Source organism: Polaribacter sp. OB-PA-B3 (assembly GCF_054589375.1).
Genome location: NZ_BAAIIX010000008.1, coordinates 39,740 through 57,656 on the forward strand (window position 1 = coordinate 39,740; position 17,917 = coordinate 57,656).

The window sequence follows — 17,917 nt, forward strand, 5'->3', positions numbered from 1 at the left end:
ATGAAGATTGTCTTAATAGTGTTTTTTTTCTTTTTATCATTTACAATTTTAGCGCAAGATAAAATTTGGTTTGATGCAAACGGAAATGTAACAACTAGAGAAAATGCTGTTTATTATAGGGTTTCAGTAAAAGATAAAACCCAAAAGCAGTTAATTATAGACTATTATATTTCTGGTAAAAAAGCCAAAGAGTCTTATTTTGTTAAAGGTAAGCAAGATGGTAAATATGTTGAGTTTTATAGCACTGGTGAAGTTAAGATAACGGGTGTTTATCAAAACGGATTGAAAACCGGAATGTGGAAAACCTATGATAAAAAAGGGAAAATAAAGAAAAAAGGAAAGTATTTTAAAGGCGAAAAAGTAGGCGTTTGGAAAACTTTTTACAAGAATAATTAATAAGAATTTGTTTACAAATAAATTCGTATTTTTGTAACGCAATAATTACAATTATGAAAGGGCCATTATTTTACGCTAAAATTTTACTTTTTGGAGAGTACGGAATTATTAAAGACTCTAAAGGTCTTGCAATTCCTTTTAACGCATACAGAGGCGCTTTAAAAACATCTAAAGATCTTTTTGGTAAAGCTTTAGATTCTAATAGTAATTTGCAAAAATTTTACACATATTTATCAAACTTAAAAACAGATTTAGTTACTTTTAATTTAGAAGAATTAAAAAAAGATATCGAAAACGGTATGTATTTCGATTCTTCAATTCCGCAAGGATATGGTGTTGGTAGTTCGGGTGCTTTAGTAGCGTCTATTTATGATAAGTATGCATCTGATAAAATTACTGTTTTAGAAAATTTAACAAGAGATAAATTGTTAAATTTAAAATCAGTTTTTTCTTTAATGGAATCTTTTTTTCACGGTAAAAGCTCTGGATTAGATCCTTTAAATAGTTATTTAAGTTTACCAATTTTAATTAATTCTAAAGACAATGTAGAGCCTGCAGGTATTCCTTCACAAAAAGAAGGAAAAGGAGCAGTTTTTCTTTTAGACTCAGAGCAAATTGGTGAAACAGAACCAATGGTAAACATCTTTATGAATAAGATGAAAAACGAAGGTTTTAGAAAAATGATTAGCGAAGAATTTTCTACAACTACAGATGCTTGTATAGAAGATTTTTTACAAGGCAACGTAAAGTCTTTGTTTGGTAATGTAAAATCATTATCTAAAATTGTTTTAAAGAATTTTAAACCAATGATTCCTTCTGCTTTTCATAAAGTTTGGGAAAAAGGTATTTCTACAAACGATTATTACCTTAAACTTTGTGGTTCTGGTGGAGGTGGTTATATTTTAGGTTTTACAGAAGATTTTGCAAAAGCTCAAAAAAGTTTAAAAGATTATAAGCTAGAATTGGTTTATAGATTTTAAAAAACTTTATGAGTACTTCAAAATTAAAAAGAACAATTCTTAAATTTTTTAGTTTATTTTCTGCAGTTAGAGGTTACAATATTTTAGTTTTAATTGTAGCACAATATCTTGCCGCAATATTTATTTTTTCACCAGCCAAGTCTTTAAAAGAAGTGCTTTTCGATTTGCATTTACTATTTTTAGTATTGGCATCTGTATTTGTAATTGCGGGTGGGTACATAATTAATAACTTTTACGACTCTAAAATAGATAAGATTAACAGACCTGTTAAAGCTGGTTTAGATAATTTTGTAAAGCAGTCTACAAAACTAAGGTTGTATTTTATATTAAACTTTATAGGTTTCTTATTTGGTGTTTTAATTTCATGGCGAGCAGCATTTTTTTTCGCTGTTTATATTTTTGCTATTTGGTTTTACTCACATAAATTAAAAATGAATCCTATTTTAGGATTTGTAACCGCTACAATCTTAACTGTTTTACCATTTTTTGCTGTTTTTGTTTATTTTGGTAATTTTTCGCCCATAATTTTTGTGCATGCTAGTTTTCTGTTTTTGGTAGTTATGGTTAGAGAGCTTATTAAAGATTTGCAGAATTTGAAAGGAGCGATTGTAAGTAATTATAATACATTTCCGGTGGTTTATGGAGAGCGAAAAACTAAAACAACATCTATAGTATTACTTGCTTTAACCATTGTTCCAGTTAGTATTTTGTTCAGTTACCCATCTTTAAGTTACATGCGATACTACTTTTATTTTGCATTAATTATTTTGTTTTTTGTAGGTTTTTCACTTTGGAAATCTCAAACAAGAAACCACTACAGAATGCTACATAATATTTTAAAATTGTTGCTTTTAATTGGCGTTTTGTGTTTAATTTTTATCGATACATCACTTCTTTTAGATAAAGTGATTAATAGATTGAACTAGAATTCAATAATATAACTACCTTTGCAAAAATTTTTATAATGAATTTAAATAGAAACTCGTCGAGAGGACGACAAGAAGGTAAAAAAAGTACACCTTTAAGTAGAAAAAGTGGAACTTCAAACAAGAAAAGTTCTCCGTTAGGAAGAAAAAATACTAAAAAATCTTTTTCTAAAGTAAAAGAAACTCCAAAATCTGATGAATCATCAGGAATCCGTTTAAATAAATACATTGCCAATTCCGGAATTTGCTCAAGAAGAGAAGCAGATACATATATCGAGCACGGTAGTGTAGAGGTAAATGGAAAGTTAGTTACAGAAATGGGGTATAAAGTTCAGCCAGACGATGTTGTTCGTTTCGATGGAACTTCAATTTCTCCTGAACAAAAAAGATATATTTTACTGAACAAGCCAAAAAACTACATCACAACAATGGATGATGATAGAGGAAGAAAAACAGTAATGGAATTAGTATCAAATGCTTCTAAAGAAAGAATATATCCGGTAGGTAGATTAGATAGAAATACAACAGGTTTGTTATTGTTTACCAATGATGGTGATTTGGCAAAAAAATTAACACATCCAAAACACAACGTTCGTAAATTATATCACGCATCCTTAGATAGAAAATTAGATTTAAGAGATCTAGAAAAGCTAAGAGGTGAGGTAATTATAGAAGGTAGAAAGGTATTTATTGATGCTGTTTCTTATGTTGAAGGACAGCCAAAATCTGAAATCGGAATCGAAATTCATTCTGGTAGAAACAGAATTGTACGTAAGATTTTTGAACACGTAGGTTACAAAGTAAATAAATTAGATAGAGTAATTTTTGCTGAGTTAACTAAGAAAAACTTACCAAGAGGAAGATGGAGACCTTTAACAAATCAAGAAGTAAATAATCTTCAAATGTTAAAGTAATTTCATTCTTATAAATAATAAAAAAGTCTTTTAGAATTCTAAAAGGCTTTTTTTATGCTTTTAAAATAATATAATCTACCAATCTTGCGGCCAATTTTGCAGTTGTATTGTCTTGATCGAACTTAGGATTTAATTCTGCAATATCACAAGAAATTATTTTTTTAGTTTTTAAAAGATAAGCTAATACATTACATACAAATAAAGGAGAAAAGCCAAAAGCAGAAGGCGCACTTACTCCAGGGGCAAAAGCAGACGAGAATCCGTCTAAATCTATTGTAATATAAAGGTAGTCTACGTTTTGTATAAATGTTTTTAATTTGTTTTTAAGCTGATTTGTAAATGTTTCACAATCAAAATTGGTAACAAATTTTGCATTGTGTTCTTTTGCAATTTTAAATAATTCTTTTGTATTTGATTGTTGTTGAATGCCAATAGCGAAATAAAATGCGTTATCATTTTTAGATAAAATTTGATTAAAAGGAGTTCCGGAATTTGGTTGTGTTTTTACTTTTCTTAAATCAAAATGAGCATCAAAATTAATAATACCTATTTTATTATTTTCTGATGATTTGATTGCGTTATTAATTCCGTTAAAATTCGCATAAGCAATATCATGACCACCACCAATGCCAATTGGTAAAATTCCGTTTGTAATTAATTCTGTTATCGATTTTGAAAAAGCCTCTTGGCAATCTTCTAGATTATTTTCAACACATATTAAATCACCATAATCTGTTGTTGTTTTATTAGTGTAATGAATCGGGAGTTTACCTAAAGCTTTTCGAATGCTTTCAGGACCATGTTTTGTACCAATTCTGCCAAAATTTCTTCTAACACCTTCATCGCAGGCATATCCAATAATTCCAAATCTTTTTTCATCTTCATAAACTATATTCTCTAATGAATCAATTTTTATATTTTGATACCAATATTGATTTTTGAGAGGAGTTTTTCTACCAGAATAATTATTTACATCACCTGCTTTATAAGTAACTTTTAAATCTTTAAAAAATTCCATTTTTATGCTTTTTTAATTTCTATTCCTTTTAAATAAACTTTTTCAATACAATGGTTTCCAAAAGAATAAGGTATGAAATTGTATGAATTTATTTCTTTAGTTAAAATTAAGTTAGCAAGTTTTCCTTTAGTAATAGATCCAACCTTTTCTAATAAATTCATTGCATAAGCTCCGTTAATTGTAGCTGCATTTATAGCTTCTTCGGGTGTCATTTTCATTTTTATACAAGCTGTAGAAACTACAAAGTTCATGTTTCCAGAAGGTGTAGAACCAGGATTGTAGTCTGTGGCTAAAGCTAAAGGTAAACCTGCTTTTATCATTTTTCTAGCAGGTGTATAAGGAATGCTTAAAAAAAAGGAACAACTAGGTAAAGCAACTGGCATTGTTTTGGTGTTTTTTAAAACTTCAATATCTTCTGTTCTCATTTCTTCTAAATGGTCTACAGATAAAACACTGTTATCAATTCCGGCTTTAATACCTCCAATTGCAGTAAACTGATTCACATGAATTTTGCCAACTAAACCATGTTTTTTACCTGCTTTTAAAATTTGCTTGGTATCATCCACAGAAAAATAACCTGTTTCACAGAAAATATCTATAAAATCTGCTAAGTTTTCTTTTTCTATTGTTGGTAGAATATCATCAATAAGCATTTGTAAATAGCCGCTTTTATTGTCTTTAAATTCCAATGGAACAGCATGAGCACCTAAAAAAGTAGCTTTTATTTCTATAGAATGATTTTGTTTTAGTTTTTTTATAACACGTAACATTTTTAGTTCTGCGTTTTTTGATAAACCATAACCAGATTTAATTTCTACAGCACCAGTACCTAATTGAATAATTTCTTCTAAGCGAATTTTACTTTGGTTGTACAAATCTTCTTCAGAAGTTTGTTGTAATCTCTTAGCTGAATGTAAAATTCCACCGCCATTTTTAGCAATTTCAGCATAAGACAATCCATTAATTCTATCTACAAATTCATCTTCTCTATTACCAGCAAATACTAAATGTGTGTGAGAGTCGCACCAAGAAGGTAAAATCATTTTTCCTTTTGCGTCAATTGTCTTAATGTCAATTTCAGGACAGTTTTCCATAATTCCATAGTCAGAAATTATCCCATTTTCAACTAACAAAAAAGCATTTTTAATAGTTGGCAAAATGCTCATTTCTTTTCCTGAAAGAAAGTTTGTAGAAGTTTCTCTAACCTGAATTAATTCTTTTATATTTTTAAAAAGTACATTCATTAAAACAAGTTTTTTAATAGGTTTTCTTCTACTAAATTAGGTAAAGTAATTTTTAGATTTGGTGTTCTTTCCATTTCTCTTTTAATTGCAAAAATTGCTTCATCATTTCTAGCCCAACTTCTTCTAGCGATTCCGTTATTAACATCATAGAAAAGCATGTTTTTTAATTTTACTTCGGCTTCTTTTGTTCCGTCTAATAACATTCCAAAACCACCATTAATAACTTCTCCCCAGCCAACGCCACCACCGTTATGAATAGAAACCCAAGTTGCCCCTCTAAAACTGTCTCCAATTACATTATGAATTGCCATGTCTGCTGTAAATTTACTTCCATCGTAAATATTAGAAGTTTCTCTAAAAGGAGAATCTGTTCCACTAACATCATGATGATCTCTTCCTAAAATAACGGCGCCAATTTCTCCTTTAGCAATGGCATTATTAAATGCTTCTGCAATTTTTATTCGTCCTTGTGCATCTGCATATAATATTCTTGCTTGCGAACCAACCACCATTTTATTAGATTTTGCATTTTGTATCCAAGTAATGTTGTCTTGCATTTGCAATTTTATTTCTTCTGGAGAATTTTCCATTAACTCTTGCAAAATGGTTGCTGCAATTTCATCAGTTTTATCTAAATCTTCAGAATTTCCTGAGGCACAAACCCATCTAAAAGGACCAAAACCATAGTCGAAACACATAGGTCCTAAAATATCTTGTACATAAGATGGATATTTAAAATCGATATTATTTTTTGCCATAACATCTGCACCAGCTCTAGAAGATTCTAATAAAAAAGCATTTCCGTAATCGAAGAAATAAGTGCCTTTTTTAGTATGATTATTGATAGCTTTTGCATGTCTTCTTAAAGATGCTTGTACTTTTTCTTTAAAAAGTTCAGGATTTTCTCTAATTAGTATATTAGATGCTTCGTAAGATAAATCTGCTGGGTAATAACCACCTGTCCAAGGAATATGAAGCGATGTTTGATCTGAGCCAATATGAATAAAAATGTTTTCTTCGTCAAATTTTTCCCAAACATCAATAACATTCCCAATAAATGCAATAGAAACAACTTCGTTATTTTCTTTTGCTTCTAATGTTCTTTGTACTAAAACATCAATGTCATCAATTAAAACATCTACCCAACCTTGTTGATGTCTTTTTGTAGCAGCTTTTCTATTTACTTCTGCGCAAATAGTAATACAACCAGCAATATTTCCTGCTTTTGGTTGTGCGCCACTCATGCCACCTAAACCTGCTGTTAAAAATATTTTTCCATTCGGATTTTCATCTTTATGTAAAATTTTTCTAAAAGCATTCATTACAGTTATTGTAGTTCCATGTACAATTCCTTGTGGGCCAATATACATAAATGAACCAGCTGTCATTTGGCCATATTGCGTTACGCCTAAAGCATTCATTTTTTCCCAATCGTTAGGTTTTGAGTAATTAGGAATCATCATTCCGTTAGTTACCACAACTCTTGGCGCATTTTTAGAAGAAGGAAATAAACCCATAGGATGCCCAGAATATAAATGCAATGTTTGTTCTTCTGTCATAATTGCCAAATACTGCATCACCAAAAGATATTGTGCCCAATTTTGAAAAACTGCACCATTTCCTCCGTAGGTAATTAGTTCTTCTGGATGTTGTGCAACATCAGGATTCAAATTATTTTGAATCATTAACATAATTGCTGCAGCTTGCTGTGTTTCTGCAGGATATTCTGTAATTGCTCTTGCAAATATTTTATAATTTGGTTTAAAACGATACATGTAAATTCTACCAAATTCTTTCAATTCATTAGCAAATTCTATTGCTAATTCTTGATGCCATTCTTTTGGAAAATATCGTAAAGCATTTTTTATTGCTAATTGTTTTTCTTCAATAGATAGAATATCTTTTCTTTTAGGTGCTCTATTAGCATCTTTTGGATATTCTTTTTTGGGAGGTAATATTTTTGGAATTCCTTCTAGAATTTGTTCTTTAAATGTCATGATTAATTATATTTTACAATTAATTTTTTAGTTTTTACCAATTGAATCATATTGTTGATATCATCCTTTAAAAGCCTGTCATCTTCTAATTTATCAACCTTTTCTCTAATTATCGAATGATTTTTTTCTATGATTTCAGAAAAAGTATTGGGTCTTCTAAATTCTAACGCTTGTGCAGCATACATTAATTCTATGGCTAATATTTTTTCTAAATTCCCTAGAATTTGATTGAATTGTCTACCAGAAATACTTCCCATAGAAACATGATCTTCTTGTCCTAAAGAAGTAGGAATACTATCTGCTGAAGGAGGAAAACACAAAGATTTATTTTCTGTAACTAAAGCTGCTGTGGTGTATTGCGGAATCATAAAACCAGAATTTAAACCACCACTTTTTGTTAATAATCTTGGTAAACCATATTTTCCTTCTAGTAACAAATAACAACGTCTGTCTGCAATATTTCCTAATTCTGAAGCTGCAATAGAACAATAATCTAAGGCCATTGCTAATGGTTGTCCGTGAAAATTACCTCCAGAAATTGCCTCAGTATCACTTAAAACAATTGGGTTGTCTGTAACAGAATTCATTTCTATTTCTGCTAGTTCTAATAAATGATAAAATGCATTTCTAGATGCACCATGAACTTGTGGAATGCAACGCATAGAATAAGGGTCTTGCACACGTTCGCAGTTTTCATGAGAAGTAATGTTTTGAGAATCTTTAAAAAGGTTTCTCATTCTTTCTGCAACTTTAATACTTCCTTCAAAAGGCCTAATTCTATGTAGTTCTTCTCTAAATGGCGAAGAACTTCCTTTGTAGCCCTCAATACTCATAGCTCCAGAAATATCTGCTAAATCTAATAAGTATTCCATTTTTAGGAGGCCAGTAATTGTGTGTGCTAATATAAATTGTGTTCCGTTTATTAAACCCAAACCTTCTTTTGCTTGCAATTCTAAAGGTTTTAAATTATGCTTTTTTAAAACTTCTTTAGCTGATAAAATTTCATTTTTAACCCAAAAATCACCTTCACCAATTAAAGGCAAAAATAAATGAGAAAGTGGTGCTAAATCTCCAGAGGCACCAACAGAACCTTGTTCTGGAACCGTTGGTAGTAAATCATTCTCTATAAAGTAGATAATGCGTTCTATTAATTCTAGTCTAACACCAGAAAAACCTTGGCAAAGTGCATGTACTTTACAGATCATCATTAGTTTAGATAATTGTTTATCTATATTGTTGCCTACACCAACTGCATGTGTAATTAATAAGTTTTTTTGAAGTTGATTTGTTTCTTCTGGTGAAATTTGTACATCACACAAAGGTCCGAAGCCAGTGTTTATACCATAAACTACCTTATCGTTTTTGGTAATTATTTCTACTTTCTTTCTGCAAGAAATTATTTTTTCTTTGGCTTCATCATTAATACTAGCTTTTAAATTACCATTAGCTATTTCTTGTACTTTATGAAGTGTAAGTTGATCTATACCGTATTTAAACATTATTTCTATATAAATTGAGTCTTAACAAAGTTATAATTACTTTTGATGCTTATTAATATTGTTTATTGTAGTAAATAATAACTATGAGTTATCAAATAGAATTAAGACATATGCGTTATTTTTTAGCAGTTGCTGAGGAATTACATTTTAGAAAAGCTGCTGAAAAGTTGTTTATTTCTCAACCAGGTTTAAGTAGGCAAATTAAATTATTAGAAGAAGAATTGGGTGCTGTGTTATTTGAAAGGCATAATAGAAAAGTGGTTTTAACGAAGGTTGGAGAGTATCTTAAAACAGAGTTTTCGCTTCAATTAAAAACACTTTCTCATACTTTAGACAATGCCAAATTATTACACGATGGAAAAAAAGGGGAACTAAAAATTGGTTATGTTGGTTCTGCAATGCAAGATGTTATTCCTAATTTATTATTGAATTTTGAGAAAAAAAACCCAAATGTTTTATTTCATTTAAAAGAAATTGATAATCAGCAACAAATAGATAATTTACTATCTATGTCTATAGATATTGGTTTTGTTAGGTTAGAAAGAGTGCCAAGGGCTTTGGAAATTAAAACAATTTTAACGGAGAATTTTTGTTTGGTTTTGCCCGAAAATCATAAAATTGATAAAGACAACTTTAAAGGGTTATTAGAGTTAAAAGAAGCGTCGTTTATACTTTTTGATGCAAAATATAGTGCTTCTTATTATGAAAAAGTAATGCAAATTTTTGATGATTGCGGTTTTACACCGTTAGTTTCTCACAATACAATACATTCTAGTTCTATATTTAAGTTGGTAGAAAATAATTTCGGAATCTCAATTGTACCAAAATCTTTAGCTAAAAAAGCAGGTTATAAAATTAAGTTTATAGAATTAGATAAAATTCCGCAAAAAACTAAACTTTCTTTAATCTGGAATAAAAATAATACAAATGCTATTTTACCAGCAATTTTGTCTTTGATTTAGAGCGAATTTTAAGTTATAAACATAAAAAAAACCCAAACAAAAGTTTGGGTTTTTAAGTGGTACCTCCAGGAATCGAACCAGGGACACAAGGATTTTCAGTCCTTTGCTCTACCAACTGAGCTAAGGTACCATTGCCTTAGCGGATGCAAATATATAATGTTTTTTGATATTTGCTAATCTTTTTTGAAAAAAAAGTAAAAAAAAATTAATTTTTATCTAAATTTGAATCATGAATCTAACAATTGATGTAGGTAATACTAGGGTTAAGTCTGCTGTTTTTGAGGGAGATAAATTGATAAATCTTTATGTTTTTGATAAAAGAAAAATTATTTCAGAAATTAGAAAAATTTTAAAAGAAAATTTAATTTCGCAAGCAATTATCTCTAATGTTGCTTCTATTTCAGAAAAAAAAATGTTACAACTTCATAAACTCATAGATTTAGAGGTTGTTTCTTCAGCAACAAAAGTTCCTTTTAAGAATTTATACAAAACACCGCATACTTTGGGTGTAGATAGAATTGCACTAGTTGCTGGTGCCGTAAAACAATTTCCTAATAAAAATGTTTTAGTAATTGATGCTGGGACATGTATTACTTATGATTTTGTGAATTCTAAGACAGAATATTTAGGAGGTGCAATTTCTCTAGGTATTAAAATGCGGTATAAGGCATTAAATAAGTTTACAGCAAATTTACCTTTATTAGAAACATTAGAGTTAGAGAGTCTTATTGGTAAAAATACAAAAGAAAGTATAATTTCTGGTGTTTTAAATGGTGTAGTAAAAGAGTTACAAGGAATAATTGATAGCTATGAGCAAAAATTTGCAAATTTAACAATAGTTTTAACGGGAGGAGACACAAATTTCTTGTCAAAACAATTTAAAAGTAGCATATTTGCCAATCAAAATTTTCTCCTACAAGGATTAAATGAAATATTGAAATTTAAGGAACACAAATGATTAGAAAGATTTTAACGGTTTTTTTACTGATAACATCGGCAACATTATTAGCGCAAAGAACTAGTTCTTCTCCATATTCTTTTTTCGGAATTGGTGAGCAATATACGCCAAGAACAGTTGAAAACGCAACAATGGGAGGAATAGGAGTTTCTTTTAACCATTATAAGTATTTAAACTTTACAAACCCGGCGGCAAATGCATTTTTAAGACAAACCACTTACGCAATCGGGCTTTTAAATAACGATTTAACTTTAAAGTCTGCAGATGCTAAACAAAGTTCTACATCTACAAGTTTAAACTATATTGCTTTAGGTTTTCCAATAGGAAGTAAAGCAGGTTTTTCTGTTGGATTACAGCCTGTGTCTTCTGTTGGGTATTCTCTTTCTAATAGCGAATTCGATGTAAACGGAGATATATCTGCAATAACTTTGTATGCTGGTGACGGTGGTGTTAATAGATTATACGGAAGTTTTGGTATTAAACTTACTAAAGAAATAGCTTTGGGTATTGAAGCTGATTATAGTTTTGGTAACATAGAAAATAGTATTACCAATCAAAGAGCAGATGTTAGTTTGGCTACAAAATATAAAGAAAGTAGCATTATTAGAGGTGGTACAGTTACATTAGGTACACAATACCAAAAGTTTTTAAAGAATGATACTTATGTAAATGCTGGTGCAACTTTCAAATTAGGTAATGATTTAAAAACGTATGGTAACGAATATTTATATTCTTTAACAGTTTCTGGTGCTGGTGTAGATAATCCTAGAGACACATTGTCTAGTGCATCTACGAATGGTAAATATAAAATGCCTTTAAAATCTATATTAGGAGTAAGTGTAGGTAAATATGATAAATGGCATGTTGGTGTAGAATATCAAAATCAAGATGCGATAAACCCAGAAGGATTTATTAACAACACAAATAATTCTTTTAAATATGAATCGTCTAATAGAGTTTCTTTAGGAGGATTTTATATACCAAAGGTAAATTCTATTTCTAGTTATTGGGATAGAGTTACTTACAGAGCTGGTATAAGATACGAAAACATAGGATTAGCGATTGATGGTTCTGGTTCTGGAACAAATTTTACATCAATTAACGACTTTGGCATGTCTTTTGGTTTAGGTTTACCACTGAAACAATTATCTAATGTTAATTTAGGTTTCGAATATGGTAAAAGAGGTACAACCGCAAATAACCTAGTTCAAGAGAATTACTTTAATTTTAGACTTAGTTTGTCATTGACAGCTTCGGGAGCTCAAAGTTGGTTCAGAAAAAGAAAGATTGATTAATTTATAAAACAACTATTAAAATGAAGAAAATTACGTTTTTATTAGCTGCAATGTTATTTATAACAACAGTAAAAACAAATGCACAGGTATCAAAAACAGATTGTGAAATTAAATACAATCTTTTTAATGGAGATTATAAGTCTAAAAAATATGACGATGCTTATACGAATTGGATATTTTTATTAGATAATTGTAAAGATTTATCTGTAAACATTTATAAGTTAGGTGCTAACTTAGCAGAAGATGTTAGAAAAGATCCTGTTTTAGCAAAGAGAGTATATGAGCAAAGGTTAGAAGTTTTTCCTAACTCTAATCCAGCAAAAGTACATAGTGATTACGCTTCATACTTATATAAAAATAAGTTAGCTGATGATAACACTATATTTTCAATATTAGAAAAAGCGTACAAAATTGATCCTACTAAATTAGGTGTAAAGAATCTTTATATTTACTTCCAAGGAATTACTGATAGAAATAAAGATACCAATCCACAGTTAGTATTTGATACATATGATAATGTATTAGAGAGTATCAACTTAAAGTTAGAAGGTTATGCTAAAAAACTAGTTCAATTGAAAAAAGATTCTGCTAACTTAGATAAAAGAGGTTTAAGAAATTTAAAAGCTTATAAAAGTAATTCTAAATCTTTAGGTACTGTAGAGCTTGGTTTAGACAAGATGATTTCTGAAATTGCAACATGTGAGCGTTTAATACCTTTATATCAAAGAGATTTTGAAGCAAATAAAACCGATGCTGTTTGGTTAAAAAGAGCAGTTTCTAGAATGTTTAACAAAGGGTGTCAAACTGATCCTTTATTCGAGAAGTTAGTTAGAGCTTATGCAGAAGCATCTCCTTCACCAGAAGCATATTCTTTTTTAGCTAACGTTTTAGAAGATAATGGCGATGCTGCAGGAGCAAATGACATGAGAGAAAAATCTTTTAGCTTAGAAACAGATCCTTTAAAGAAAGCGAAGTATAAATTAAAGTTTGCGCAAGCAGCTAAAGATAGAGGTCAGTTTAGTAAAGCTAGAAGTTTAGCTAGAGAAGCAATTAAGTTTAACCCTAACTTTGGTAGAGCATATTTATTTATTGCAACTTTATACCAATCTAGTGTTAACAATTGTGGAGAAAACTTATTCGAAAAAAGAATGGTTTATGTAGCGGCCTTAAATATGGCACAAAGAGCAGCCTCTGTAGATCCTAGTATATCTTCTAGAGCTAGAAAATACATTAGTATTTATAGACAAAATGTACCTAGTCAAAAAGATATTTTTAATGCAACAGCAACTCCTGGAGGAAAGTTTACAATTAAATGTTGGATTGGAGAAACTGTAAGAATACCTAATAAATAGTTTTTTTGAAAAACTACATACAAATATTATTTAAAAGCATTACTGTAATTTGTTTTACAGTAATGCTTTTTTCATGTTCTAATTCTACAGAAGAAGTTCGTAATTTTTTAGAAGAAAAAAACCTGCCCATTGGTAAAGCAAAAGATGCTTACCATGTTTATAAAGATTCTGGTAGAATAACTTCTAAATTAATAACACCTTTATTGTTAGATTTTAGCAATCGAAAAAATCATCCGTATAACGAGTTTCCTAAAGGAATAAAAATCATTAACTTTGAAAATAAAGGGAAAGATTCTGTTACAATTATAGGTGATTATGCATTGTCGTATGCTAAGACAGAAGTATCAGAAATTAAAGGTAATGTTGTTGTATTAAACCATACAGAGCAATCTAGGTTAGAAACAGAACAATTATTTTGGGATCAAAAAACCGGTTATTTTGTTTCAGAAAAGCCCTTTACAATGTTTAAGGAAAGAGATACTATAACTGGCGTTGGATTCGAGTGTAAAGAAGATTTAAGTAAATATATAGCCAAAACAACTATCGGTAAAATCGATACTAAAGAAGAATAAAATATTATGAATAAACTTTGGAAATTTTTTCAATACGGATATTTAATGGTAGCATTTATTTGCTTAGTAGAAGGTATTGTTAGATGGAATTCTGAAAGAAGTAGATCTTATTTATTTTTAGGTTTTGCATTAATGATTACCTTGGTGTTCTTTTTTAAGAGACATTTTCGAAAAAAAGTGCAAAAACGAAACGATCAAAATAAATAGTATTAGATTTCTTAATGGAAGTTGAACTCATCATAATATTATTATCAATTATACTTTCCGCATTTTTTTCGGGAATGGAAATTGCATTTGTTTCTGCTAATAAACTTCATATAGAATTAGAGAAAAAAAGAGAGGGTTTTATACCGCAAATTCTAAATAAAATAACACAGAAATCTTCTAAGTTTATTACCACTATGTTGGTTGGTAACAACATATCTTTAGTAATTTATAGTTACTATATGGGTAGATTTTTAGTAAGAATTTTGCCGCTAGAAGGGTATAATGATTTTTCTATTTTACTTATTCAAACTATAATATCTACAATAATTATTTTAATTACTGCAGAGTTTTTACCTAAAGCAATCTTTAGAATTTATGCAAATGAGGTCCTTAAAATTTTTGCTTTACCAGCATACTTTTTCTATGTATTATTTCATTTTTTTTCTGAGTTTATCACGCTAATTTCAGATTTTTTTCTGAAAGTATTTTTTAAAACAGACGCCGATGAGCAACAAGTAGAATTTAGTAAAGAAGAATTAGGAAATTATATAACAGAGCAGCTAGAAACTGGGAATGATGAAGAAGTAGATTCTGAAATACAAATTTTTCAAAATGCTTTAGAATTTCATAATGTAAAAGCAAGAGAAGTAATGGTTCCTAGAACCGAAATTATTGCTGTTGAAATTCATGAAAAAGTTTCAGTATTAAAAAAGATTTTTATCGAAACAGGATTGTCTAAAGTATTAGTATATAAAACTTCGATGGATGACGTAATTGGTTATGTAAATGCTTTTGAGTTATTTAAAAAACCAAGAACTATAAAATCTATATTATTACCTGTAGAGATTGTGCCAGAATCTATGATGATTAATGATATTTTAAATATCTTAATGAAAAAGAGAAAAAGTATAGCAGTTGTTGTAGATGAATACGGCGGTACCTCTGGAATGATTACTGTAGAAGATATAGTAGAAGAATTATTTGGAGAGATTGAAGATGAACATGATTCTCAAGTGTTTTTAGAAGAAAAAATAAACGACTCAACATTTAACTTTTCGGCAAGGTTAGAAGTAGATTATTTAAATGAAGAATACGGTTTAAGTATTCCGAAGTCTGAAGCTTATGAAACTCTAGGTGGTTTTATAATCGAGCATACAGAAAGTATACCAGAAGAGAATGAAGTAGTTGATATAGAGGGCTTCGAAATAAGAATCTTAAATATAAGCGGCGCAAAAATAGATGATGTTTGCCTAAAAATTATCGATACAGAAGATTAGTTATTATAACTTACCGCATTACTTACTATTTACTGTTTATTTAGTTTAAAATGGGTTGCAATATTAAAACCCAAATCGTATATTCGCCCACTGAAAATAAATAAAAACGTATGGCAATTTTATCAAAAATTAGAGAACGCTCAATGTTCTTGATTATCATAATTGGTTTAGCACTTTTTGCTTTTGTATTAGATCCTTCTACTTTAGGAGATTTTTTTAATTCAAGTAAAGTAAATGAAGTAGGAGAAGTGAACGGAGAAGCTATTTCTACACAAGAATTTGCAAAAGAATTAGAGCAATACAAACAACAGACTGGTGGTAGAGTTTCTGAAATGCAAGCTGCAAAAAATGTTTGGGATAACATTGTAAGAAAAAAAATATACAAAAATCAATTAGACGAAGCTGGTATTACTGTTGGTGAGCAAGATGTTTGGAACGAAGTAATCAATTCTCCGTCAGTTCAAAACAATCCTCAGTTCTTAAATGAGGCTGGTTTATTTGATGAAGGAAAGTTTAAAACATTCTTAGCAGACACAAAAGCAAACAACGAGCAAATGTGGGCAGCTTGGTCTGGTTATATGAATCAAGTTAAAAATAATGCAGAAACAAATACTTACAATAAGTTAGTTACAGCTGGTTTAGGAGCTTCATTAAAAGAAGGTGAAACAGAATATTTAATCGAAAACACAAAGTTAAGCGGTAAGTTTGTTTATGTACCATATAGTAGTATTTCTGATAGTTTAGTAAAAATTAAAAAATCTGAAATATCTTCTTACATTAAAGATAACGCTAGTCAGTTTAAAGTAGAAGCAGCTAGAGATCTTTCTTATGTTAAGTTTAATATTGTTGCTACTCCAGAAGATGAAGCTGTAATTAAACAAAGTGTTGCGAGTTTAATCGAAGATTCTTTAGATAGAAACAATGACAAAAGAGTAGGTTTAAAAAACACTACAGAATATAAAGAGTTTTTAGAAGAAAATGATTCTGACATTAATTTAGATTTAGGATATAAATTTAATGCGTCAGTTAATCAAACTGTAGCTAAAGATATTTTTGCAGGTAAAGAAGGTGATGTTTTTGGTCCTTATAAAGATCAAGGATATTTTAAAATATCTAAGATTACAGAAGTTACTAAAATGCCAGATTCTGTAAAAGCTAGTCATATTTTAATACCTTTTGTAGGTTCTCAAGCGGCACCACAAGATGTTACAAGAACTAAAGAAGCAGCAAAAAAACTTGCAGATAGTTTATTAACTGTTGTTAAAAGAAGAAAAAACAAGTTTGCAGATTTAGCAAAAGAGTTTTCTTCGGATAAAGTTTCTGGAGAAAAAGGCGGAGATTTAGATTGGTTCAATTACAATAGAATGACACCAGCTTTTAGAGATTTCAGTTTTACAAACAAAAAAGGTTCTTTAGGTGTTGTAGAAACTCCTTTTGGTTACCATGTTGTTAGTGTAGATGATACTAAAAACAACCAAACAGTTTTAAAATTAGCTACCTTTGGTAAGCAAATTGTACCATCGGAAGCTACAGAAAATGCTGTTTTTCAAGAAGCAGAACAATTTGCTTTAGCAGTATCTAAAACAGACGATTATGCTACTTTAGCTAAAGATAAAAACTATAGTTTAAGATCTGCAGTTGGTTTACAAGTTTTAGATGAAAATGTACCTGGTTTAGGAAACCAAAGACAAATTGTTTCTTGGGCATTTAGCGGAGATTCTGAAGTTGGTAGCTTTAAGCGTTTCGATTTAGAAGGAAGTTATGTGGTTGCTGTTATTACTGCAGAAACAGAAAAAGGACTAATGCCAGTTGAAAAAGCAATTAATAGAGTTAGACCAATTTTAACTAATCAAAAGAAAGCTGCTTTAATATCAGAAAAATTAAACGATAGTACTTTAGAAGAAATTGCGAAAGCTAATAATACAAATGTAAGAACAGCAACAAATGTAGATCTTAAAAATTCTTCACTTTCTGGTGTTGGAGTAGAGCCTAAAGTTGTTGGTGCAATGTATGGCGCTAAAGAAAATCAACTTTACAAGGGTATAGAAGGTAATAGAGGTGTGTTTTCTTTTGTGTTAAATAAAAGAGAATTACCAACTGCTTTACCAAACTATGAAGCTAATAGAAAAAAGATTGCTGAATCTAGAAAGAGATTAACTTTTAAAATTTATGAAGCAATTAAAAAAGCTAGTGACATAGAGGATAATAGAGCAAACATGTATGTTTCTAATTAAGTAGAAAATATACTTTAATTATATAAAAACCGTTCAATTAGCTTTGAACGGTTTTTTTATGTTTACTCAATAATAATGCTAAGTAT

At 29.7% G+C, this 17,917-nt stretch carries 16 protein-coding genes and 1 tRNA gene; 12 read left to right on the plus strand and 5 right to left on the minus strand.

Annotation, left to right across the window (positions count from 1 at the left end):
- The 4 genes from ACYPV9_RS13355 to ACYPV9_RS13370 are packed head-to-tail and all read left to right on the plus strand — an operon-like array spanning position 1 to position 3,216.
- Positions 1-396: a toxin-antitoxin system YwqK family antitoxin gene (locus ACYPV9_RS13355; protein WP_299065600.1), complete on the plus strand. Its 396-nt coding sequence runs from the start codon at positions 1-3 to the stop codon at positions 394-396.
- A gap of 53 nt (positions 397-449) precedes the next feature.
- Positions 450-1,376, plus strand: coding sequence for a mevalonate kinase family protein (locus tag ACYPV9_RS13360; RefSeq protein ID WP_299065603.1), 927 nt, complete (start codon positions 450-452; stop codon positions 1,374-1,376).
- An 8-nt stretch (positions 1,377-1,384) separates the two neighbouring features.
- Positions 1,385-2,302 carry a geranylgeranylglycerol-phosphate geranylgeranyltransferase gene (locus tag ACYPV9_RS13365; protein ID WP_459744501.1) on the plus strand — a complete coding sequence of 306 codons (918 nt, stop codon included), beginning with the start codon at positions 1,385-1,387 and terminating at the stop codon, positions 2,300-2,302.
- Between the two features lie 38 nt (positions 2,303-2,340).
- On the plus strand, positions 2,341-3,216 hold the full coding sequence (locus tag ACYPV9_RS13370) for a pseudouridine synthase (RefSeq protein ID WP_459744503.1): 876 nt from the start codon (positions 2,341-2,343) through the stop codon (positions 3,214-3,216).
- Positions 3,217-3,268: 52 nt separating this feature from the next.
- Here the strand turns inward: ACYPV9_RS13370 and hutG are convergent, their stop codons facing one another.
- From hutG to hutH, 4 genes are read right to left on the minus strand one after another with little or no spacing between them, the layout of a single operon-like run.
- The gene (gene hutG / locus ACYPV9_RS13375; RefSeq protein WP_459744505.1) at positions 3,269-4,234 is read right to left on the minus strand and encodes a formimidoylglutamase; all 966 of its coding nucleotides are present in this window, start codon (positions 4,232-4,234) and stop codon (positions 3,269-3,271) included.
- 2 nt (positions 4,235-4,236) lie between these two features.
- A complete protein-coding gene (hutI, locus tag ACYPV9_RS13380; RefSeq protein WP_459744507.1) occupies positions 4,237-5,478 on the minus strand; it encodes an imidazolonepropionase in 1,242 nt (413 codons plus the stop codon).
- Positions 5,478-7,475 (minus strand): urocanate hydratase, encoded by a 1,998-nt coding sequence (locus ACYPV9_RS13385; protein ID WP_459744509.1) that lies wholly within the window; start codon positions 7,473-7,475, stop codon positions 5,478-5,480. Before ACYPV9_RS13385 ends, hutI begins: the two co-directional genes overlap by 1 nt.
- A gap of 2 nt (positions 7,476-7,477) precedes the next feature.
- Positions 7,478-8,974: a histidine ammonia-lyase gene (hutH, locus tag ACYPV9_RS13390; protein ID WP_459744512.1), complete on the minus strand. Its 1,497-nt coding sequence runs from the start codon at positions 8,972-8,974 to the stop codon at positions 7,478-7,480.
- 83 nt (positions 8,975-9,057) lie between these two features.
- Here hutH and ACYPV9_RS13395 point away from each other — a divergent pair, with 83 nt between their 5' ends.
- A complete protein-coding gene (locus ACYPV9_RS13395; RefSeq protein WP_459744514.1) occupies positions 9,058-9,936 on the plus strand; it encodes a LysR family transcriptional regulator in 879 nt (292 codons plus the stop codon).
- A 57-nt stretch (positions 9,937-9,993) separates the two neighbouring features.
- Here ACYPV9_RS13395 and ACYPV9_RS13400 read toward each other — a convergent pair.
- A tRNA-Phe gene (locus ACYPV9_RS13400) sits at positions 9,994-10,066 on the minus strand.
- Between the two features lie 99 nt (positions 10,067-10,165).
- Here ACYPV9_RS13400 and ACYPV9_RS13405 point away from each other — a divergent pair.
- The 7 genes from ACYPV9_RS13405 (at position 10,166) to ACYPV9_RS13435 (ending at position 17,831) form a co-directional block, all read left to right on the plus strand.
- Positions 10,166-10,894, plus strand: a complete 729-nt coding sequence (locus ACYPV9_RS13405) for a type III pantothenate kinase (protein ID WP_459744516.1) — start codon at positions 10,166-10,168, stop codon at positions 10,892-10,894.
- The gene (locus ACYPV9_RS13410) at positions 10,891-12,189 is read left to right on the plus strand and encodes a hypothetical protein (protein ID WP_299065625.1); all 1,299 of its coding nucleotides are present in this window, start codon (positions 10,891-10,893) and stop codon (positions 12,187-12,189) included. The genes ACYPV9_RS13405 and ACYPV9_RS13410 overlap by 4 nt, the downstream gene beginning before the upstream one ends.
- Before the next feature lie 20 nt (positions 12,190-12,209).
- Entirely contained in the window at positions 12,210-13,541 is a 1,332-nt protein-coding gene (locus ACYPV9_RS13415; RefSeq protein WP_299065628.1) for a tetratricopeptide repeat protein, read from the plus strand.
- Between the two features lie 5 nt (positions 13,542-13,546).
- Positions 13,547-14,113 (plus strand): LPS export ABC transporter periplasmic protein LptC, encoded by a 567-nt coding sequence (gene lptC / locus ACYPV9_RS13420; RefSeq protein ID WP_299065630.1) that lies wholly within the window; start codon positions 13,547-13,549, stop codon positions 14,111-14,113.
- A 6-nt stretch (positions 14,114-14,119) separates the two neighbouring features.
- Positions 14,120-14,320, plus strand: coding sequence for a hypothetical protein (locus ACYPV9_RS13425; protein ID WP_299065632.1), 201 nt, complete (start codon positions 14,120-14,122; stop codon positions 14,318-14,320).
- A 14-nt stretch (positions 14,321-14,334) separates the two neighbouring features.
- The gene (locus tag ACYPV9_RS13430) at positions 14,335-15,597 is read left to right on the plus strand and encodes a hemolysin family protein (RefSeq protein ID WP_299065634.1); all 1,263 of its coding nucleotides are present in this window, start codon (positions 14,335-14,337) and stop codon (positions 15,595-15,597) included.
- A 110-nt stretch (positions 15,598-15,707) separates the two neighbouring features.
- Positions 15,708-17,831: a peptidylprolyl isomerase gene (locus ACYPV9_RS13435; protein ID WP_459744522.1), complete on the plus strand. Its 2,124-nt coding sequence runs from the start codon at positions 15,708-15,710 to the stop codon at positions 17,829-17,831.
- Positions 17,832-17,917: the final 86 nt, after the last annotated feature.